Origin of the sequence: Alteromonas oceanisediminis (assembly GCF_018474025.1) — a bacterium.
Taxonomy (GTDB): Bacteria; Pseudomonadota; Gammaproteobacteria; order Enterobacterales; family Alteromonadaceae; genus Alteromonas_E; species Alteromonas_E oceanisediminis.
The window spans coordinates 357,502-378,807 of sequence record NZ_JAHCTA010000001.1; the positions used below are offsets into that span (position 1 = coordinate 357,502).

Annotated in this window: 19 protein-coding genes and 1 tRNA gene; 11 read left to right on the plus strand and 9 right to left on the minus strand. The window is 45.7% G+C overall.

Features of this window, described 5'->3' with window-relative positions:
• Positions 1-54: 54 nt before the first annotated feature.
• The 9 genes from KIU71_RS01670 (at position 55) to KIU71_RS01710 (ending at position 5,120) form a co-directional block, all read left to right on the plus strand.
• Positions 55-131, plus strand: a tRNA-Ile gene (locus KIU71_RS01670).
• A gap of 165 nt (positions 132-296) precedes the next feature.
• Complete coding sequence (locus tag KIU71_RS01675) at positions 297-1,538, plus strand: integrase domain-containing protein (RefSeq protein ID WP_214129423.1); 1,242 nt, start codon at positions 297-299, stop codon at positions 1,536-1,538.
• Positions 1,539-1,550: 12 nt separating this feature from the next.
• Positions 1,551-1,979, plus strand: coding sequence for a hypothetical protein (locus KIU71_RS01680; protein ID WP_214129424.1), 429 nt, complete (start codon positions 1,551-1,553; stop codon positions 1,977-1,979).
• 109 nt (positions 1,980-2,088) lie between these two features.
• A complete protein-coding gene (locus tag KIU71_RS01685; protein WP_214129425.1) occupies positions 2,089-3,009 on the plus strand; it encodes a DUF6387 family protein in 921 nt (306 codons plus the stop codon).
• 92 nt (positions 3,010-3,101) lie between these two features.
• Positions 3,102-3,383, plus strand: coding sequence for a helix-turn-helix transcriptional regulator (locus tag KIU71_RS01690; protein ID WP_214129426.1), 282 nt, complete (start codon positions 3,102-3,104; stop codon positions 3,381-3,383).
• 9 nt (positions 3,384-3,392) lie between these two features.
• A complete protein-coding gene (locus tag KIU71_RS01695) occupies positions 3,393-3,701 on the plus strand; it encodes a helix-turn-helix domain-containing protein (RefSeq protein WP_214129427.1) in 309 nt (102 codons plus the stop codon).
• Positions 3,698-3,925: a hypothetical protein gene (locus KIU71_RS01700; RefSeq protein ID WP_214129428.1), complete on the plus strand. Its 228-nt coding sequence runs from the start codon at positions 3,698-3,700 to the stop codon at positions 3,923-3,925. Before KIU71_RS01695 ends, KIU71_RS01700 begins: the two co-directional genes overlap by 4 nt.
• A gap of 15 nt (positions 3,926-3,940) precedes the next feature.
• Positions 3,941-4,360, plus strand: coding sequence for a hypothetical protein (locus KIU71_RS01705; RefSeq protein ID WP_214129429.1), 420 nt, complete (start codon positions 3,941-3,943; stop codon positions 4,358-4,360).
• Positions 4,361-4,748: 388 nt separating this feature from the next.
• On the plus strand, positions 4,749-5,120 hold the full coding sequence (locus KIU71_RS01710) for a hypothetical protein (RefSeq protein ID WP_214129430.1): 372 nt from the start codon (positions 4,749-4,751) through the stop codon (positions 5,118-5,120).
• Positions 5,121-5,901: 781 nt separating this feature from the next.
• Here the strand turns inward: KIU71_RS01710 and KIU71_RS01715 are convergent.
• From KIU71_RS01715 to KIU71_RS01730, 4 genes are all read right to left on the minus strand, one after another.
• Positions 5,902-7,698 carry an ATP-binding protein gene (locus KIU71_RS01715; RefSeq protein WP_214129431.1) on the minus strand — a complete coding sequence of 599 codons (1,797 nt, stop codon included), beginning with the start codon at positions 7,696-7,698 and terminating at the stop codon, positions 5,902-5,904.
• Between the two features lie 266 nt (positions 7,699-7,964).
• Positions 7,965-8,993: an alpha/beta hydrolase family protein gene (locus KIU71_RS01720; protein WP_214129432.1), complete on the minus strand. Its 1,029-nt coding sequence runs from the start codon at positions 8,991-8,993 to the stop codon at positions 7,965-7,967.
• Between the two features lie 290 nt (positions 8,994-9,283).
• A complete protein-coding gene (locus KIU71_RS01725) occupies positions 9,284-10,270 on the minus strand; it encodes an alpha/beta hydrolase (protein WP_214129433.1) in 987 nt (328 codons plus the stop codon).
• 284 nt (positions 10,271-10,554) lie between these two features.
• A complete protein-coding gene (locus KIU71_RS01730; RefSeq protein ID WP_214129434.1) occupies positions 10,555-11,535 on the minus strand; it encodes a GGDEF domain-containing response regulator in 981 nt (326 codons plus the stop codon).
• Between the two features lie 303 nt (positions 11,536-11,838).
• On the opposite strand from KIU71_RS01730, the gene KIU71_RS01735 reads away from it, so the two are divergent.
• Both KIU71_RS01735 and KIU71_RS01740 read left to right on the plus strand, forming a co-directional pair.
• On the plus strand, positions 11,839-12,810 hold the full coding sequence (locus KIU71_RS01735) for a universal stress protein (RefSeq protein ID WP_214129435.1): 972 nt from the start codon (positions 11,839-11,841) through the stop codon (positions 12,808-12,810).
• Between the two features lie 84 nt (positions 12,811-12,894).
• A complete protein-coding gene (locus tag KIU71_RS01740; RefSeq protein ID WP_214129436.1) occupies positions 12,895-14,661 on the plus strand; it encodes an ABC transporter transmembrane domain-containing protein in 1,767 nt (588 codons plus the stop codon).
• A 10-nt stretch (positions 14,662-14,671) separates the two neighbouring features.
• Here KIU71_RS01740 and KIU71_RS01745 read toward each other — a convergent pair whose 3' ends face one another.
• The 5 genes from KIU71_RS01745 to KIU71_RS01765 form a co-directional block, all read right to left on the minus strand.
• The gene (locus tag KIU71_RS01745; RefSeq protein WP_214129437.1) at positions 14,672-15,136 is read right to left on the minus strand and encodes an energy transducer TonB; all 465 of its coding nucleotides are present in this window, start codon (positions 15,134-15,136) and stop codon (positions 14,672-14,674) included.
• Between the two features lie 56 nt (positions 15,137-15,192).
• Positions 15,193-15,600, minus strand: a complete 408-nt coding sequence (locus tag KIU71_RS01750) for a TerB family tellurite resistance protein (protein WP_214129438.1) — start codon at positions 15,598-15,600, stop codon at positions 15,193-15,195.
• A 125-nt stretch (positions 15,601-15,725) separates the two neighbouring features.
• Positions 15,726-16,946, minus strand: a complete 1,221-nt coding sequence (locus KIU71_RS01755; protein ID WP_214129439.1) for a phosphoenolpyruvate carboxylase — start codon at positions 16,944-16,946, stop codon at positions 15,726-15,728.
• The gene (locus tag KIU71_RS01760; RefSeq protein ID WP_214129440.1) at positions 16,943-17,578 is read right to left on the minus strand and encodes a condensin complex protein MksE; all 636 of its coding nucleotides are present in this window, start codon (positions 17,576-17,578) and stop codon (positions 16,943-16,945) included. The genes KIU71_RS01755 and KIU71_RS01760 overlap by 4 nt, the downstream gene beginning before the upstream one ends.
• The gene (locus KIU71_RS01765; RefSeq protein ID WP_214129441.1) at positions 17,575-21,273 is read right to left on the minus strand and encodes an ATP-binding protein; all 3,699 of its coding nucleotides are present in this window, start codon (positions 21,271-21,273) and stop codon (positions 17,575-17,577) included. Before KIU71_RS01765 ends, KIU71_RS01760 begins: the two co-directional genes overlap by 4 nt.
• Positions 21,274-21,306 lie beyond the last annotated feature (33 nt).

The following is a 21,306-nucleotide window of genomic DNA, read 5'->3' on the forward strand; positions in this document are numbered from 1 at the left end:
AAAAAACTGCTTATACTGCGCACCGCTTAATCAAGCACTCAACACTTCCAAATTGGCCCGATAGCTCAGTTGGTTAGAGCATCCGACTCATAATCGGCAGGTCCCCTGTTCAAGTCAGGGTCGGGCCACCATTTTCTAATTCCATAATATTCTATAGCGTTCAAAAACTATAAAATTCAATGGAATAGCTCTATTTTAGCGGTCTATAGCGTTCTAGGATATTCGCGAACATCCATATTTCAATGTAACATCATCAGTAACACCAAGCTTATTCACACTTCCAGAGTGTTACTAAAATGCCTAAAACGACTAAACCGTTATCTGACATAGAAGTTAAGTCAGCGAAGCCAAAGGAGAAGGAGTACAACCTCGCTGATGGTAATGGGTTAGCGCTGCGCGTAAAACCTACAGGCTCTAAGAACTGGATATTCAATTATCAGCATCCAATTTCAAAGAAACGTAACAATCTAGGTTTTGGAACTTATCCTGATGTTACATTGGCAAGAGCAAGGGAGAAGCGCGCAAATGCACGTAATTTGCTCGACCATCAGATAGACCCCAAAGCACACTACGCTGAACAGTTAAAAATCAAACAGGATGAACTGGCCTGCACATTTGAAGTGATAACTCAGGAGTGGTTTGAGTTGAAGCTTTCCAAGGTTAAACAAGCGACGGCTGATAAGCACATGGAAATGCTTGAAAACCATGTATTACCAAAACTGGGTAAGCAATCGGTTAAGGCCATAATACCTAGCCAAGTTATTGACATACTGCGCCCCCTTGAAGCAAAGGGAAGCCTTGAGACAGTCAAACGTCTTTGCCGCGTTATCAACGAGATAATGATATTAGCATTGAACACAGGCAAGCTAGAGCGGAACAATCTCGAGTATATTGGTAAATCATTTATTTCGCCCACCCCAAAGAAAATGGCAACGATCACGCCAGACCGTCTACCTGAGTTGATGCAAAAGCTAGCCACCAGCAATCTAATGAGGATCACTCGCTGCTTGGTCGAATGGCAATTACACACCATGACCAGACCAAGCGAAACCGCTATGGCTGAATGGCATGAAATAGACTTTCAGAACAATTTATGGGTAATACCCGCGAAGCGCATGAAACGCAACAGAGAACATTCAGTGCCACTTACACCTCAAACACTCAATCTGTTAGAAATACTGAAGCAATTACGCGGTAATAGTCCTTACCTGTTCCCTAGCCATAGAGGGCGTGGCAAGCACGCTAACGTACAAACGGCAAATATGGCATTAAAGCGTATTGGGTATAGTGGAGAGCTTGTTTCACATGGGCTTAGAGCTCTAGCAAGTACAGCGCTAAATGAACAACGCTTTGATGCAGATTTGATTGAGGTGTGCTTGGCTCATGTTGATAAGAATAGCGTGCGAAATGCTTATAATCGATCTGATTACTTAGAGCGACGCCGAAAGATTATGGGCTGGTGGTCAGATCACATAGAACAAGCCGCTATAGGCAATATGAGTTTGGCGAATGCCAAGCAAACACTTCGAGCCGTTTAAGGAGCAATCGGTATGAAAACTTCAATTGAGTATGCTGTTAATGGCCGTTCTAGGAATCTTAGTACTAAAACAGAAAGGCTATTAGCTAATGTTCGCGTTCTTCACTATTTCTGCATAAATAATTCGCATGCTGACCTGTTACAAGTGGGTAAACACACTGAGCAGATAATTCATCATTTAAATTCGCTAACCGTCAAATTTGATGAACTATGGAAGCTAGTTGACCACCGAGTAAACGCCGGCGCAATTCAATCGATCAATGACGATGTAATCGCATGTAAAGCCGCTCTTGTAGAAGCATTGAATGTCGAATCAGATGAACACAAAGATATTGCTGACAGATTTATGACCGCCAAATCTTCGCTCTATGGAATATCAGACTACTTTGAAGATATTGAAGTCATTTTTGAGTCAGCAACTATAGCAGTGAAAGCTCGCTGAACTTTTTGCCAAGTCTAGGGTAGCTCCCGAAAAACCGAAACCCTATCGGTCTGGCTTGGTGAATCTAATAGGGGATGCTTGAGGGTTATATTTGCGATTTCTAAAGCGAATGCCAGCATGGTTTAGGCTTGAAAATTATTATTACTTGCGTGACACAAGTGACTTGGATTTTGTTCTTGCTTTGGAGCGTAGGTTAGACATGCTCAAATTTTTACGGCACGACTCTTTACCTAGGGATGCAAAAGACTCAAGAGACTTTCATCATATTGTACTGCATAATTTCTTTGCACAAGAATTTGATTCATCGAATAAAAAACTGTTAATTTCTTACTCTTCTGGTTTCGGCACATCATATAACCTTCAGACAACAATTCGAGAAGAAGAATGCTTGCACGAGCAGTTTTATCAGCTCCTTAGGCAGTTGGATAATCTAGAGGTGACTGAATTTAAAAAGGAGAATTATTTCAAGAATGAAGCCGTCTCTAAACTTTACTTACACAGCTTTGCGAATAGTTTTGAGTTTTTTATCGATGTTCTCAGTAAAAAAGGATTTGATCCAAGTGCGCTACTAAAAGACTTGTTTACCAATTCACATGGAACAAGCGCCTTTTCACTAGCAGCAACGGCTGTTCCTATTGAAAAAATATTATCGTTTCCAAGCTCTGGAAAAAGGGAGCGAAGTACAATTGTCTTTTCGGCAGATTTGGCAACTCATAATGACGATGAAATTTTAAGTTCATTAAAACAAAGACTGGAAGAGGAAAGAATAAATAGAAATATAGAGGAAACCACTAAAATCACTGCACGGAATGACGAGCTAAGTAAGTTGCGAGATATCAATATAATTGCCTTATTAGACGTCTATCTATGGGAACTTGTGAATGAAAAGAGGGTAGAACTCAAGGTTTTGTTAGACTCGCTTTATTTTGACAGAACCGATATTGATGAAAAAAAATGGTATCGAAAGATTAGACGCTATAGAGATAGGGTAATGTCATCAGACTTTAAAATTATGACTTTATTGCAGTAATTACTCCCCAAATTATTTCCAAAATATGGGGTGATAAGACGTTATAGTGATAACTCACAATATGGTCGGTAATACACTAGGAGATACCGATTATGTCGAACACATTCCATTCAAAAGTAATTCGCAGACCAGAAACCCTCGCGCTTACAGGCTGCTCTAAAACAACGCTTCACTGCTTACAGAAAAAAGGCCTGTTTGTATCGCCGATACCAATTGGGGAACGTGCAGTAGGCTATCTTGAGCATGAAGTTTTAGTCATCATTGCAGCACGTTCTGCCCGCAAGTCAGACAGTGAAATTAAATCGCTGGTAGGCAAACTGGAAGAACAACGCAAGCACTCTGCAAATGCGCTTATTCAAGCTCTAGTGGCCTAAGGGGGAGATATGAAAAACGCCCCTAGCAATGCCAAAAGCGTTTTGATAGACAAAGACACAAGCGCTCATACACAACGCAATCAAATTGTAGCACTAATCAAGCAGTACCAATCGATGAACACGCCAGAATTTCGCGAGAATGGGATCATGGCTCCAGCCCCGCGAATTTTTGAACTTCGAAAAATGGGTATGGCAATCGATAAGGTCCTTGAGACTTACATCGATAATACGGGCAAGACTCACCACGGTGTTGCTCGCTACTACTTCCCTAACAAACCACCCGCACATGAGGGAATGGGAAAGGAGATAGCAGCATGAATAAGCAATTACTTTGGCAGCTAAATGATGACCTGGTCAATTTGAATCTTGAAGCAAATGCGTTGGTCACAGTTTCAATTGGTTATGCGGGAGCGCGTAAACCATCGACAGAGCACCTAAGCGCAGTTCTAACGCAAGTACAAGGGAAACTCAATGAAACACAAAGGTTGCTTAAGGAAACGTCACAGGTGATCACACAGTGCGATTTAGGGGATGGGGTGTAATGCCCCTTTGCGCTTATGCCGAAACATAACAAAAGCAAAGGCCATTTTGCTGGCATACCGTCCACAGTAATGAAGCATCCTGATTACTTTAACCTAAGCTTTAGCGCTAAAGCCTTACTGTTTGAATTTGCCTTTCAATACAAAAGCTACAACAACGGTAAGCTGTGCGCAGTGTTTGCTCAACTCAAAGATCGCGGATGGAAATCAGAAACGACTTTAAGAAAAGCCATACAAGAGCTAATTCGAGCAAACATGATCATCTGCACTAAACAGGGAATGTACGGCAGTGGTAAACGCTTACCAAATTACTATGCTGTGACGTGGCAACCAATTGATGAAATACATAATTTTAAGATGGACGTAGACGCAACAGTGGTTCCCATCCGAAAGTTCAGCATTGAATTAAGAGGGGTTAGACAACCAAATGCCGCTTAAATATTTGAACCCACAGAATCTGGTGTTGTGACCCCTCTTACAGCACCATTTTTTGACGGTTGAAAGCTTTGACAGCACCATTTTCTGACGGTTGGGAATTACACTTATGACGGTTATTAAGACTCTTTGTCGTTAATGATTACTAACATTCAACCCACAGAAACTGGAGACCTAATATATAACCATACCTACAAGCGAAGCGACTGCTCTTTAAGCTTCTAAAAAGCTTTAGATACACCGTGGCGTTTTTCAACAACAGATGTTGGTACAAATAAATGCAGCGGCGCACGCTCGAAACAAAGACTTAACTTTCAAATCGTTTTACATCTGATCGCTAAGCTAATAGTGCTTATACTTAGAACAGTATGGAAACAGCAGGAATTAAAAAATGGCAAAGATTGGCAGACCAACCAAAATGACTGACAACGTTATCCGGAAATTAGAAGATGCTTTCATGTGGGGCTGTAGTGATTCAGAAGCATGCGTTTATGCAGGCATTGGCACTACGACACTCTACAGCTACTGTGAGTTGAACACAGGCTTTCGGGAGCGAAAAGAAGTCTTGAAGTCATCGCCACAAGTTAAAGCCAAGCGCGTAGTGTTTGATGCACTTAAAAACAATGATTTGACGACAGCGAACAAAGTGTTAGATAGGGCTACTACCAAGTCTGTGAAAGACGCAAGCAAAGTCTACAAGCGAAGGCCGTCCGATGATTTACGCGTTGATGACGTGCTGCTCAAAGTTACTTATATCAACTAGCACCTGACCCCCTTAGCTTAGAATTATGGCTAGGACGTATCTGCAGCGCGACGTACCCGTATGAATAACCATAGAAAGAACCTAAACAATTCACGCTTTTCTGACGCTACTACAATTGAGAGCGTCATCATTAGTACAGCTCAGCAATCCGTGCAGAAATGTGAAAGCTAGATGCGAGTTACTCGTAATGGAACCTTTGGAAAGTACTCTAAAAAATTTTCTAATATTGCGGACGTGAAAATTAAAGTGGGCGGCGGTACAGTGTCGCAAAGCCCTTAAACTTTTGACCCACCCCTACCCTTTATGCAATTGGTTCTTCATAACTTCTGGCACTTTGTAAAGTTTGGTCAATGCTCAGAATATTCGATAGTAGACGCCTAACGTTGATAGACTGAATAAATATCCTATTCTCAACTCGAAAATTAAAAATCTCGATTAAATACCAGATAAGAAACCTCCCTTACAAACGAGAATAAGTTAGATTGAAACTTTAATAAATCCTTTTATGTAACATCATATGTAACACTACGATCTATCCACATTAATTTATCTCATAATTATCAGTATCTTAAGCCTCTTATTCAGATGAGGGTCGGCCACCATTTTTCCTACTTTCCGACGATAGTTACTACTGACCCGATGTGGTTGGTGCTACCTCTGTGCTACTTATCAATGTAAACGAAGCCCTGATTAAAAGTATAGACTGAAGCATTTTTACGTGAATCGCCACTAGCTTTGTAGGCACTCAACAGCCTTGTAACTGCATAAATTATTAAGTGTTCTAATGAGGCATGCGGCTCACCAGATACTTGCGCAAACATTCATAAAGATGATTGACCTGAATGGGTTTAGGCAAGTGAGCTGTAAAATCCTGCCGGTAATAATTGTCGATATCTTCTTTCATGACATTGGCAGTTAGCGCAATTATTGGCGTTGCTGTATCGATTTTCCGAATAGCAACGCAGGCATCAATGCCATCGAGCACTGGCATCTGAATGTCCATCAAAATTAAATCAGGTTGATACTTTTGATGTGCCGCACACGCTATTTCTCCGTTTTCTGCAAATATCAAAGTCGCATTGGTGGGCGCCAGTAATGCCTTTATCACTTCTTGATTAATATCGTTATCTTCGGCGACAAGAATTACTTTGCCATCTAAACAAAGTGGTTCCGCATCACCACTTTGGTTTAAGGTTGATTCCTCTACGCCCGTTTCTAACGGCAGCGAAACTGAGATGGTTGTGCCTTTACCTACTCGGCTTTTCACCTCAATATCGCCTCCCATTAGTGCGGTGAGTTGCTGCGTTATGGCAAGTCCCAAGCCTGTCCCCCCGTGGGTTCGAGTGATTGACGCATCAGCTTGAACGAATCGGTCAAACAAACTATCAACAACCTCCGGTGACATGCCCATACCTGTGTCGGCGACGGTGAGTCGAAGAATCTGCTGATCGTTGTTGGTATCACTTGTGAGATGCAAGACAACCTTACCCGCATCGGTAAATTTGATGGCATTAGAGATTAAATTTAGCAGAATTTGTCTGATCCTTATGGGGTCGCCATACCAATATTCTGGTAAATCATCTTGCTTCATGAACTCAAGCGAAATGGATTTATTGGTCGCGACCGGTCTAAGGTCCGACATGACGGACTCACACTCAGTAAACAACGAAAAATGAATACATTCGATTGTCAGCTCATTGGCTTCAATCTTTGAAAAGTCCAAAATATCGTTGATAACCGCCAACAATGAATTTGTTGACGAAATCGCGTCATTCACGGCTTTCCTATTTTCAGCTTTTTTGAGGTTCCTTCTCAGAACCTGCAACATGCCTAAAACACCGTTAAAAGGTGTTCGAATTTCGTGACTCATGTTCGCCAAAAATTCAGATTTCGCATTAGCACCTTCCAACGCTTTGTCAGTCAGCGTTTTTTCTGTATTAAATGCAGCGACAAGCCGCTTTAATAAAAACAAAAGTAACGCGATAAGCAGTGCAACACTGAACAAATGGATACTGTGCGCAATCATGTACTGTTTCTTGGTTTCCGATAACTTGGTGTACATGTGCGAATTGAGGTTGTCGGTAAATACCGATAGCGCAGTCAGAGCGACGGTATCATCAACTTTGACTTGCTCATCGATCTCTTCGGAAGACAAACCGCGTTCAATTAACGATACCGCTAAGTAAAGCTTTGATTTGTATTCACTGATCGTTCTTCTTATGTCATTGATTGACTTTGCATCTATGCCCTCTTGGCGTTCAAGCTCGTTGAGGGTTGCTTCAATCGTTTCAATGGCGTTTAAAATCTTGGGGGATGCTTCGTTGACATTTTTGCGGATGACCAAGTTTTTGAAATCATGGATAAAGCCGCCATACCCTAACGATTGCAAGAGGTCAGCTTGCATTCGGTAGGTTAATGCACTGTCTACTGTGTGTTGCTGCCAGTATTTATTTGCCTCGTAATAAAAATAGATTGAGACAACTGTGATTAAAACGGATGCTGAGGCAACAAAACCGATATGTTTTCGAACCGTATTTCTCTTTCGGTTGATATCGTCCTCATGTGCTTTCTCAGGCATTTGTTGAGGTACTTTTTGGGTATGGCTGGGCATAGGGTATTTATAGAGCTTATTTTCAAAGCTCGCTAGTATTAATTTAAACCACCATGCATTAGCACACTTTGCCAGTGCGCCTAACACTTAATTGCCGACGCGGTAACGTTGTGTTTAGCTTCGCAAATGTAGACCTGCCAACATGGCATTCTAAATATTCATCTCTCCAGGCAGTGAGATCCTCTATGACTGTTTAACTGATCTCATCAATACATTGTGGAAAACACTAAATCTCACTTCAGGTAATGAGAAAACCACGCGCTAATTTCTTTCAGCGAGTCATCCTTGTGGCCGATGAGCGAATGCCCGCCATCAGCGTAAATTTTTAGGCTAAAAACCCGGTTTTGTTTTACGAGCTCTTGCACCATCTGCAACGAATGTTCAACGCTTACTTTGTCGTCATCTCGGCTATGGATGATCAGAACAGGGGCGCTGGACGTTTGTGCAACCCACTTCACTGGAGAAAGGAGATCGTAAATTCGATCCTCGTCCTGGCTAAATCGGTCAATCGTCATGATGTTATTTTTTATCCCAGCTCGATTGCTAGCCCAAAGTCTGCTGTTGGTCACGCCGCTGGTGGTTGCCATTGCGGAGATGCGCTCGGGCCGTACTTTGGATAACTGCCAAGACGTCATCCCTCCCCGACTATTGCCATAAACACCAATCTTCTCAGCATCTAACATCTCAAGACTGTCGATAATATCGAATAGCGCTGTGACCTCATCGATGTTATCACTGCCATACTGTTCATCCTTTCTATACTCGCTAGCAATGATCGCAAATCCCTCTAAAGCCAAGGGGAAAAGCTCATGAGCGATATGCCCGAATACCAAACTTCCAAACCCCCTAGTCCCTCCTCGGTTATAGATAATCACTGGACGTTTTTCTTCGTTGGTTTTTGGCATGACCAATACACCATTGACCGCTTCGCCATTAACCTCATAGGTAATGAGGTTGCATGACAATGAGGACTGAGCTAATTCATATTCAGCGACAGGAAACATGCTTTTGAAATTGCGCTCGAATGCTGCCAGCTTGTTTGAAACATCTCCAACACCTTGCCTTTCAAACTTCTTTTGTCGGCTGGTATGAAGGAAATCGAACCAAGAATCGTAAGATGTAAAAACACCGTGAAAGCAGTTTTTATGCGCCGTGACCAAGGGGGTCGTAGATAAACCTGAACTGGCATGAATACTCGAAGCGAAGGTTGTTGATAGGCAAAGAACTAAAAAAGTTAGGCATTTCATGATAACTCCATTCATCGATATTAATTTACTGTGAGGTAATGCTTACCTATTAATTCACAAACCCGATTGGCTGCACAGTTGAATGTACGCCCCATGCCCCATAACGGGGTGCCAAGCCATGTGTAGCACATGAGCATAGTTTCGCAAAGCGTTACTATCCTAGGATGCTTCCTGAGAGTGATGACTAAAGAATTATTCAGCGAACTGAAAGCACTACACCAACGAAAGTTCCAGAACGACATTGCCAACCCACTGCGTCATTGCCCATTAATAATCGCCTTACACCTTTCTCTTGATTCAGCCCCCTACTGTGCTCCACCCTCATCGCGTTTAGGCTGTTGCGGCCAACTGGAACCGAGTTTGACAGCTTCTTCACGATAAAAATGGCGAAGTCCGTCACTGATGATTCTTGGCACAGTCGTGTAGTGATTTTCATCCGAGTAGATTTTACTTTTTAGCGCAAGACCGTGATAGTTTCGAAGCGACATTCGCTCAATAAAACGTGCTGTTCCACTTAAGATACCACCAACATTTAGAAACCATTCGTTGCCCTCTGCGCCACCAGCGCCAACGAATAATTGAACAGGCAGTGCATCGTTTTCTTTCGAGAATCTCTCCTCTAGTTTAAACACCGCATCATCGACGTTTGCCATGGCGGGTGAGCCGATAATCATACGATTGAAGGCATCGGGGCGCGAAAATAGTGTAAATCCGGCGAATAAGCCGCCCAGCGAATGGCCGTGTAAAATATGGTCATCTTTAAAGCGGAATTCTTGCGAAAGTTTTGGGCGAAGTTCGTCGACCAAAAATGCTAGAAAGTCTGGCGCTTTGTGCGGGTACTCCGGAAACGGTATCGCTTCATTGAATACTTGCGCATTCAACCCAGGTGCTGAGAAACCATTCCCGGGTGGAGAAAACTCAACAATTCGGCGACCGACACCGGCCATACCTTCTTCTGGCGGGCTCCCTACACCAATAATGATAATTTCAGGTATGAAATTACCGGCCACCAGCAAATCGACGGTGGCGATTGCAGTGCGGGTCACTAAGGGGTCGTCGAGTACCCAAAGTACCGGATAGGATTTGTCGGGTTGTTGCTGATAGGACGCAGGTAAGGCAATTGTCACCGCGTGCTTGTAGTCAAACTGTGAGGACTGATGCAGACGAGTCTCCAGCAATTCCATATTCGCTCTGGCATTTGGAATATACGCCAATTGCGGATTTGCCACTGCGGTTGTCGCTGCTCCCGCTGATAACACAATTAAAAATAAATAAGCGTAAAAATGTTTCATGCAGTATCTCGATGGCAATAGCGTTTGTGTCAGCGGTTACGTTAGCATGTACTTTGCCTTGATATTTTTTAAGAAGTGTAAGGATTTATGACTATTTAAAGAAGTGCAGATAGAAGGGTCAAGTATGCTTAGCTTTCACCGTCAAGCTTGCGCGATCTGTGGCTCACACTTCAGTACTCGCAAAAGTGAGCTAACAGCATAACCCAATTATTTGAACTAGGCGGCAAAGCGCAGACTTTGCGCCTGCCCCATGTCAAGCATTACTCAAAAAGTCACTCAGTCACTTAATTCACCACCACAGTATTCCGGCCATTGGATTTCGCCTTATACAATGAAGAATCGGCGGTTTTAATCAAATCAATCGGTTCACTGATCGTACTGCAGCCGTCACTTGGATGAAAAGTGGATACGCCTAGGCTGACAGTGACTGAATCGTGTTTGGCATTTTTACTGTGAGGAATCGCCAATGCGCGAATGGCATTGAGTATTTGCCCCGCCACTAATTTGGCGCCTTCAGCGTCGACGAAGGGCATAATCACAGCAAACTCTTCGCCGCCAAACCGTGCAACGGTGTCACTTTCTCGTGAGGCCGTTTCGCGGATTGTTCGTGCGACTTTGATTAAACAATGGTCGCCGGCTACGTGTCCGAAGGTATCGTTGAACAACTTAAATTCATCAATATCAATTAAGATGAGCGACAGCGGATGGAGGCCGCGCGATGCGCGCCGCCATTCGTTTTCAAACGTCAGGTTGAAATGACTTCGATTCGTTAATCCTGTCATGGCATCGACGCTGGATTTAATCATTAACGCTTTCTTTTCTTTGAGCAGCGCCATTTGATTGCGGATCCGGGTATAGATGATTTGCACCGGTGTATCACAACCAAAGTAGTCCAAACCGCCGTATTTGCGAACTTGTACCTCTTCCACTTCATTGGGAATATTCGACATCACTACAAAGGGTTTATCCGAACGCTTAGCGATACCAGCGATGACCTGAACGGCATGCTGATGGTTGAGATCCGAAAACGGCGTGATCACAAAAATCAGATCAACCGCCCGAAATTCTTTGATATGCAGTGCTTCAGCCTCATTTTTCGCAGTGAGCACTTTGTAGTCGTCTCTAAATAACGATTTAATTCCCAATGCTTCCTGATCTAAATCACTGATCACGAGCATTGTTTGGATACTGCCATCGCTTAACTGTTGGTCGCCAGGGTTTTGCTCCATACGTTCCGCCATTGCTATAGCGCTTTGATTATTCATAGTTATCTTCCTAAGTATTATGTCAGCGCAGTAAACCACTTAATACCGTTGTTTAAGTGCTAAAACAAAGCAAAATTCAAGCCAACAATTCATCCCTAATGATAGCGAACGAGCAACCCACTTTGCGGCGAATTGGGCTCCTCTGCCAAGCGTTTAAGTAGTAGGAGCGTAATTCATTCCACAACGCAGTGTAATATTTACGCGACGTTGCAGCGTAATGTCCGATTGGAAAAAAGAAACAATGCGAATTATGCTAAATAACATGTAGAGGTTTACGTGCCTCGCGGCACAGGAGGGATGACAATGTCAAAATTCAATCACATATTATGCGTGATGACCGAATTGCAAGATCCGGAGGAGTTACTTAACTATGCAATTTCAGTGTGCCGTCATCACGACGCGAAATTAACGGTGATGCTGTCGCTTGAGCCTTTACCGCCTAACGCCAATATGGTCATGGAATCCTTTAGTTATGTCGATACCTTTTCTTCCATGCAGGAGGCGGCGAAAGAGCGACTTGAAAGTTTAGCCGAGCAATTCCGAGACCGATACACGTTCGACACCGTGCTGAAGATGGGCCGCGTGTCGTTAGAAGTGGCTAAAGCCGTGAAGGAAGTTGATGCTGATCTCGTGTTGAAGAAAGCGAAGACCGATTTTCTAGACCGGCTGTTTGGCAGTGAAGATATGCGTTTACTGAGTAAGTGCCCAGTCCCTGTTTGGATGACGCATAGCGGTGATAGCAAGCAGTTTCGCAAAGTGGTTGCCGCCGTAGATGTGAACTATCACTACCCGCCCGAAGAGTTGAAAGTGAGAAAGCAGTTGAACGAGTGTGTTGTAGTGCAAGCCGCGCAGATTGCCGTTCAGGAAGGTGCTGAATTGCACATCGTGCACGTGCTTGATGATCACATTGATATGGTTATTTATGACGGTATCGTAGATCTGGGTGCTGGCGCTTACACCGACGAATCACCTGACAGCAGCAAGGAACGTGAACAAGCCGTCAAACAGTTGATTGAGCCGATACGCTCTGCCAATCCAGATGATGTTATCGATAAATTGCGCATAAAAACCACCGTAAAAAGTGGCAGCCCTCGCCGGGAAATTCCTGTGCTGGTTAAAGATATTGATGCCGATTTGCTGGTGATGGGCACGGTCGCTCGTGTCGGCATACCCGGCTTTTTGATGGGGAACACGGCGGAAACCATCTTGAGCCAAGTTAATTGTTCGGTGCTGGCGCTTAAACCTCAAGGTTTCGTGTCGCCCATCATCACCTGACAACATGATCTATCGTTGCGATAACGATACAAAACCGGCGAACTTGCGTAGACTAAGTGCCGCTGTCAATGTTGAGGTAGTTGTGTGTCTTCTAGTCGTAATGTGGTTTCCTGGCTATTAGGGTTTCTTTCCCCTTACAAAGCTCAAGTCGCTGGCGCCATCGTGGCGTTATTTGTGGGCGCTTTGTCGTGGCTGTCTCTGGGGCAAGGCGTCCGGTTAGCGGTTGATGATGGATTTGTAGCAGACAATGCCGCGCGCCTGAATCAGCTAGCCTTGCTTGTACTGGGCATTGCGATGGTTGCCAGCGTTGCTACCTATTTCCGCTTTTCACTGATGACCTGGCTGGGTGAGCGGGTCAGTGCAGATATTCGAAAAACAGTGTACGCCCACCTGTTGTCATTAAACCCTGAGTTTTTTAGCCAAACGCGCACCGGCGAGGTCATTTCGCGATTTACCGCCGATACTACCGTATTGCAAACCGTCATCGGTATGGGCATATCTATGGCCTTGCGATCGTCAGTGACTTTTATCGGCGCATTAACGTTGATGCTTGTCAGCAGCCCTCAGCTGACACTGTACGTATTGCTGGCCGTACCCTGCGTATTGCTACCCATAAAAGTACTTGGCAAAAAAGTACGCTTGTACGCCAAGTTGAGCCAGGACCGAGTTGCCGATATTGGCGCTTACATCGATGAAACGCTGCACGAAATACAAACGGTGCAAGCCTATTCTCATGAGCAGGCCGACCGAAAAGCCTTCACCCAACGGGTAGAGGATGTGATGTCGACGGCTAAAATGCGCATTCACTACCGCTCTTTGCTGATAGGCTCTATCATGATGATTAGCATCATTGCCGTGATCATTGTGGCGTGGATAGGCGCTATGGATGTTATTCGTGGCAGCATGACCGCCGGTGAACTGACCGCCTTCATGTTTTATGCCGTATTAGCGGGCGGCAGCGTTGCCACAATCAGTGAAGTCATTGGTGAAATTCAAAAAGCGGCTGGCGCAAGTGAGCGTTTAATGGGCTTGCTCGATGCTCGCTCCCACATTGCACCTAACCCTTTCAACGCATCAGGCACAGGCAGAGCCTCGTTTCAGAAACCACATCAAGAAATACCGGCGATTCAGTTCGATAACGTGTCTTTCAGTTACCCCAGTGAACCGAATAGACAGGTGTTGAAGCAAATTTCTTTAAGCATCACTCGCGGTGAGCGCGTCGCATTGGTAGGGCCAAGTGGTGCGGGAAAATCGACACTTTACCAGTTACTCTTGCGATTCTACGATGCGCAGCAAGGGCATATTATGCTCGACGGACATCCGATCCACGCTTTACCGATAGATGACCTTCGCCACCAGTTTGCTTTAGTGCCTCAGGAATCGGTTATTTTTGCCATGTCGGTGTTTGAAAATATTCGCTACGGGCAACCGGACGCGACGATAGAACAAGTACAAGCGGCGGCGATAACAGCGCAGGCAGATGAATTTATTCGCAATCTTGAGCAGGGATATGATACGGATTTAGGCGAACGCGGAATAAAACTCTCTGGTGGGCAAAAGCAGCGCATATCGATTGCACGGGCGATTCTCGCCAACCGCCCTATTCTGCTCCTTGACGAAGCGACCAGTGCATTGGATGCCGTCAGTGAGCAGCAAGTAAAGGTCGGTTTAGACAACCTGATGCAAAACAAAACCACACTCATTATTGCACACCGGTTATCGACGGTGATCAATGCTGATCGCATCATTGTATTGCAAGAAGGCCAAATTATTGCCGAAGGGGACCACAACACATTGATGGAACAAAGTGCGCTGTACCGAGAGCATGCACAGCTTCAGCTAATGAGCTAAACCGCCGCGATCAACTGCGCTTGTTCACGCACGGCAATGTGGCTTGATATTCACAAATATCGTCAGCTTCCGCTTGCGTTGCACCGCCCATGCAGTAGTCAATACGTAGAACAACCTGTTCAGGTTCCGCATTGGGCGACTTAGCCTGCCATTGCCAGCTCTCGATGAATTTTTCAGAGGTTCGCTCTACGCCAGTGCTGGGTGCAGTTACCTGTGTTTCAACATTCTCAGCCCGGCCGCTCTGATTTATAGTGAAATTAAAAACACCGCACCCGCGCACGCCGTTGCGCACTAGTTTTCGGGGATATGGCAGAAACTCAGGCTCTATTCGCTCCCACGCTAATATAGAAGCATCTTCGGGCACTAAAACGGTCGCTTTGACAGCGCGGAGCATCGTGTATTTATCAGCAGAAACTGAGGGAAAAGAGACAATCGCCAGCATGAACGCTGCGCTTGAAACGCGAAGAACTGACATAAAACCTACCTTGGTCATTAATCAGCCCTCAATGTAAACGAAGGGCCAGGTCGAATTCAAGTGCTATGCTGTTCTGTCGGCTCCTGGATGTGTGCAGTAAGGGATTTTCCTAACACGCGATGGGTTAAATACGCCAAAATTTCGGTTTCCTGCTCACTTCTCTCACCATCAATACCGGTCAGCTCCATTGCAACTTCGAGGGTTTTTGGTGCGTCCTGATTCAAGTCGTCAGCCAGCTCACGCATGAATTCTTTAATGTTGTTCGCATCCACGGCACTGCGCGCTGAATGAATAGCCTGAGTGAGAAACGCATCCGCGCAAATGGTACTTTCCCATGTCAGGTTGTTGATCACCTCATCCACATAGTCTTGTTCCGTTAAGGTTACCTTGCCGTCGATTTGATATAGCAATACGGCTAATTTGATTAATGCTTCATTAAAACACTGGCGCTCAGTCAACTGCATACTAACCTCTCTGACAGGGGGACGAGGTGGTAGCCTCGCGAGCGATCTAACTGTGGGCAAGTTTCGCGCAGACAAGTCTGATCTGTTTGAATGAATTAGACCGCTCCCCCACCAATAAGTGCCATTTATTGCAAACCCAGTTCAATATCATGGATCAGATAATTCCCACTGAATTGGGGATGCGCTTCGCCTGTCGCTTCAATCGCAAAAAACTGTTGGTCAACCGGGTCCAGTGATTGATAACCACCAATCACTTGATACAACCAGACTTCGGCGTCAAAGTCGAGTTGTTGCCACTGAAGGTATTGCAACGCAGTGATGCGCTCGCCAGTGTCAATCACATAGCAAAAATAGGCTTCTACCGCTTTTCTTAATTGTGAGTCATCGATTTCTATCGCCGCCACCTGACTAATATCGATACTGCTTGCCGCTCTATCGTGTTTGTCATTCACCGCGACTCGATTGACTTTGCGGATATGTGCAACCAAATCTTGCAGTAAAGGTTCATGCTCAACGCGATTTACGTCCACACTGGCCGGTTCAAGTAAACCTGGAGCACAGGTAAATAAACTCGGAATCGATGAGCCGGCCGTATAATCTCGCGGCGAAAATTGCGGGTTTTGATCCGTGTGCAACACAAACCCTTTGAGTAAACGTGTGCGACCTCTAAATTCACGAAAACGACCGATAAGTTCAATCAGCCTAGCCTGCACTGCCGACAGCTCCTTCGTGACCTTGGTAAAGCTCTGTTGCAACATCACGACTAAGAGGTGGCGCAATTCACGGTTGTTGCCAGCCAATTCGCCCAGTTCGTCGAAACGGATCAACTCAATCTGATTCAACAGTTCTGAAACTTGCGATTGAGCCAGCTCATTTTCGCGGATTTTAGCGTCAACCGAAGCCACATAACCAAATTCATTATTGATCCGGCTAAACAGTAAGCGCACATTGTTTGCCAATGATTCGGTTAACGCATACACGTGCTGACGCAAATCGCCCAGATGCCCCTGCGATTCGACGAACCGGTTGTGATGCAAAGCTTCTTTATAGTGCTGTGAAAGGGTTTTTATTGCCGCCAGCGCACTGCCCATGTTCGTATCAATCTGACGATTGCGTTCATCTTGCAGACTTCCTTCGAGTAGATTGCGAACAACACTTTTTAGCCTCAACTCTGCATCGGGTTCGGGTCGCCACAATACGCCCAGCTGTTGCAACGACTCCAGCACTTTGGGCCCAGCCGCTTTCTCGTCCACACTACCAACAAGATAGGCGCGCATGATCACGTCACTGTGTCGGCTTAACGCATTGAGTAACGAAACGCCAGACTGATAGAGGTTTTGGTTCATAACAAGCTACCCTGAGATGTGGCTGCTTCTGCTTGTTCTGTCAACGACAACGATTCGGTTTCGTCAATAAAACGCAAGACCTCATACAGGTAGTCAATTTTACCCGTGGCTATATAAATGGGTTTTTCAGGATTGGGTTTGGCTAAATAGCCCAAATCGTGCAAGCGTTTGAATACCTGTTTTAACTGACCATCTGTTTGTGTGCTGGCCGAACCAAATAAACGATAGCGCGAAAGCTTTTCGAGTTGCTCAGTAAATGCGGGAGTATCTTCTATGGTGCTCTGCAGCTCAGTTAAACGGATAGGGCTACCCATACCAATGGGAATGTCATTTCCTTGCGCTTGTTGTACCAACAGTAACCAATCAACTAAGGGGCGCAAATTGGATGAGATTTCCTGAAACTGAGCGCCGAGGTGCTTACGCTCGCTATCGTTGATGGAATCATAAGAGGCGAAGAAAACATCACCTTCAGCGGTAGTGCTCAGTGCCCGATTTAACAACGCCAGATGGGGCTCGATCGCATTTCGATTCGCGTTGTTTTTCAGAAAGCGCCAGCTCGCTTCGTCGGTGATCTGACAGATAAACTGGCCGCTCAACAGTTGCGTTAACACGCGTCCTTGTTCCGTCATCATACCGTTTCCTCCTCATTTAACTTGGCTTTTAAGCGTTCACTCAGCGGGCTGACGCGCGGCTGTACCACCTGCAATTGGCGGGTTGTTTTGTCAATCAGGTACCGGTTTTGGAACAACTTCAATACATCAGACTCTGGGTTAGGGAATGCACCCACCACCGAAATTGCATTATTCTGGCACGCATCAAATATTTTCTTCACATTGCTTTGGTGTAAGGTACCCAGTTCGTCAATCGGCCAATGCACCACCACGGGTGCTTTGCCTCTCAGTAAACGGGTAAAGGCCAATAAGAACTTACATAAGATCAGATAGGCCATGCCATGGCTCGAACTTTCGTTTAATTGCCTATCGGTTCGAATGACCAGATGTGAATGACCTTCCTTGAGATGTAATTCAATATCGAGAAGCTTGCTGATACCACCGGTTAGCGCGGTACGTCCAAAAATATCCAGTACGCGTCGCATGGATTGCCCATATTCGTCAGAAGGCAATTCGCTGGCTCCGGACTCCATCCATTCCAGATATTGCTGCTGAAAGGCTTCAAGCTCCGGCCAGAACTCCAGATCGCTTATGCGCGAGCGTATTTTTACTGCCGATTCAGACACACCATCCAGAAACAGTTCTTCATCCACTTCTTTACTGATCCGGCGGCTTTGCGTTGCGATACGCTTGTCGATGTCGTCCAGCACGTGATAATACTGCGTTAAGTCAGCGCCGAAGATACGCCCCTGCTCTCGCAGCCCCTGCATTTTTTGTGGAACGATCTCGTTTAATAAGCGCGCCAGATGTGTCACTAATCGTCGATGCTCAATGTGGCGTACACCGTCTTTATCAATTGATGTGCATTCTTCACGGGAACGATCCCACGTATCCGACAAGCCAGTGCCAGCCTGAGCCGCAATGAGTTGATCGAAACGCTCCACATAAGCACGAATATCACTGAGCAACGTGTCCCGCGTTTGCAGTAACTCATTGCATTCACCAATGCGCGACAAAACGGCATTCACATCCAGGCTAGCTGCGCCAACCTCGTCACTAACATCGTTCAGTGAAAGCTTTTGAATACCTTTGATCAGTTGTTCAACTTGAGCTCGTGCCTCGTCGGCTTGGCGAAGCAAACGCTCCGCAGTCAGTTGTTGCTCTTTTAATTGCTGCTGTTGCGATTTGACCTGCTGCCGTTTCTCAGTCAGCGAGCGCTCGGTGTCTGCCGCTGTCTGCTTTGCTTTGGCTAAGCGCTTTTGCCACTCTACTTTTTGACCGGTAAACACATGAGCATACCAACGCTCATAATCGGCCACTTTGTGACGGTGTGTTTCGGTATGATCAATATCCTTTTTCAGTTGCTCAAGGGTTTTCTTGAGACTCCCAATTTCGTCAATATCTACGCCACGGTCAGCCAGTTCGTTAGCTAACCATTTTTCCAATTCCTGCTTATGCTGTTTGTAATTCCCTTTCGTTTGGCTGATCTGTTCGGCCACGGCGGCCTCTTCATTGCGCGTATCTTCAATGAGCTGTTGCCAATGAAAATCAAGCTCAGTCAATGCCTCTCGCTGTTGTTCAGCAATCTCCTTTTGCGCCTCTTGATGCTTGGTGAGTAGCGCAGCTTTTTGTTGCTCCAGTACCTGCAATTGCTTCTTACTCTGCTGCTTACGCTCTATCAATGCGGCCTGATATTCACGCTGCAGCGATGTTTTGTCATGCTGTGCGCGTTTACGCGTGGCTTCACAGCTTTTTGTGGCGCTTTCAGCCTTAGTCACCGACAACTCAGCTTGCCGCACCGCATCGGATGCGGCACTCAAATGCAGCTCCGCATCACGTTGTGCGTCAACCAACTGAGTGAGCTTTTGCTGCGCGGCTTCAACACCATGACGTAGCGCTTTCTCATCTTGCGCATAATCTGGCAAATCAATCAGCGAGGTATCCAATTGCAGCCCAAAAACATGCGCTTGCGCTTCGCTATCTTGCTCAATAAAACTGGGTTTCAGGTCCGTTCGTTGTAACAACTGAGGATCAATGACCTTACCAATACTATTTTCCCAGTCGCGTTTTTCTGCACGCAGCACGGCCAACAGCGTATTGTCTTTAGGATGCAAAAGCGACTCGGCATGCGCGAGCACTTTTTGCTGCTGCAGTACCGCCTTACTGGCATTTTGCACAGCATCGCTGGATTGGGCGCGTTGTTTTTGCGCGGTGTTTAACGTTTGTTGTGCAGTTCTTAACTTTTCACGAGCGGCATCTTCATCAATGACCGTTTGTTCTAATGCGGCGTCGGCTAAATCGAGCTGGCCCTGCTCAAATTCGGTAAAGCCCACATTCTGTACCCGAGCGGTAAGCAATGAGCGCTGTTCAGTAATATCATCAAGTTGAACCTGCTTTTTCTCGTTTAATGCGTCTAACTGGGTACGATAATCATCTTTGAGTCCGGCTTTTTGTTGCTGCGCTTCATTTTGTTGATCTGCGCGTTTTTCCAGCAACGTTCGTTGCTGTTCGGTGAGGCTCTCCAATTGTCGATTCAGCTTTTCACCGAGTTCTGCCGCCTGTTTGTCAAACGTGCTTTGGATGTCATTGTGCTTTTCCGTTAACAACGCGTATCGCGACGTGGCGGTATCCAGCTCACCTTTCCACTGCGGGAGTCGCTTAACGTCTGATTGCAGTTTGTCAATGTTCTGATCCTGCCAACGTTGATATTCCTGTTCAACATGATCCAGCTCCTGCTCATATTTATCAGCATCACCTTTGGCCGCTGAGAGCGCCTGATTCAGCGTCTCGCGCTCTTCAACCCAACTGTCCTCCAGCACCTGCAATTTGGCACTGGCCTGTTTCACTTTTTCGGTTTGTTCTTCGCACGTGGCAGCAACATAAGCACGATCTTGCACAAGCATAGCCAATAACTCTGCCAAACGTGATTCTGTGCTGTGTAATTGCTCATCCGCCGTTTCCAGTTTGGTGAACTGAGGTCGGATCGTATCGAATTCCTGAATAAGCTGACATTCACGCAACCAGTCATCAACATGTTTACGACTTAAATTTGAACTTGGCGGCTGCACGCCGTCTTCTTCCAAAATCGCGGCAATCATGGCTTTAATCGTTTCCATTTTGCCTTCTTTTGAATGCACCGCTTTGGCCAGTTTCTCGATATGTCGAATATGCTGCTGGTTTTCACATAGACTGAACAAACGTGCGTAGCCCTGCAGTTCGCGCGCGTTACTGGAAGCCTGCAGCGTGGCGGTGTCATTCTGCAGTATGGCGCGGAAGTCTTTGGTATTGAGCTGATTCGTTACCATCACATTGTTGCGCTTCAAGCCCCGAACGACATCCTGTGGGCTTTGCGGCACATGCTCTTCCGCTTTGTTCTTAAACACATAGTCAACCAACTCAAACGGCTTGCCGACAAAACGGTAATTCACACCTGTGCCGCTCGACGATAACACCACCTGACAAAGTTCATCACCCGCACGCCGGTATTCATAGATAATGAAGCTCGACTCGCGCGGTAAATACCAGCGCTCGAAGCTATCGCGAGTGGCAGGCACAACACGGCTGGGATACTCACCGTAAAAAACCGGAATTAAGCGCTGCAACGTGGTCTTGCCTGATGCATTTGTGCCACAAATGTTGGTGTGGCCATCCAATTTGAGTTCGACCACACCGGGAAGGTGCGTATCAATAAGAATTATGCGATGTAAACCGGGCATATCAGTCCTGTGGTAATCGGTGATGGGCAGATT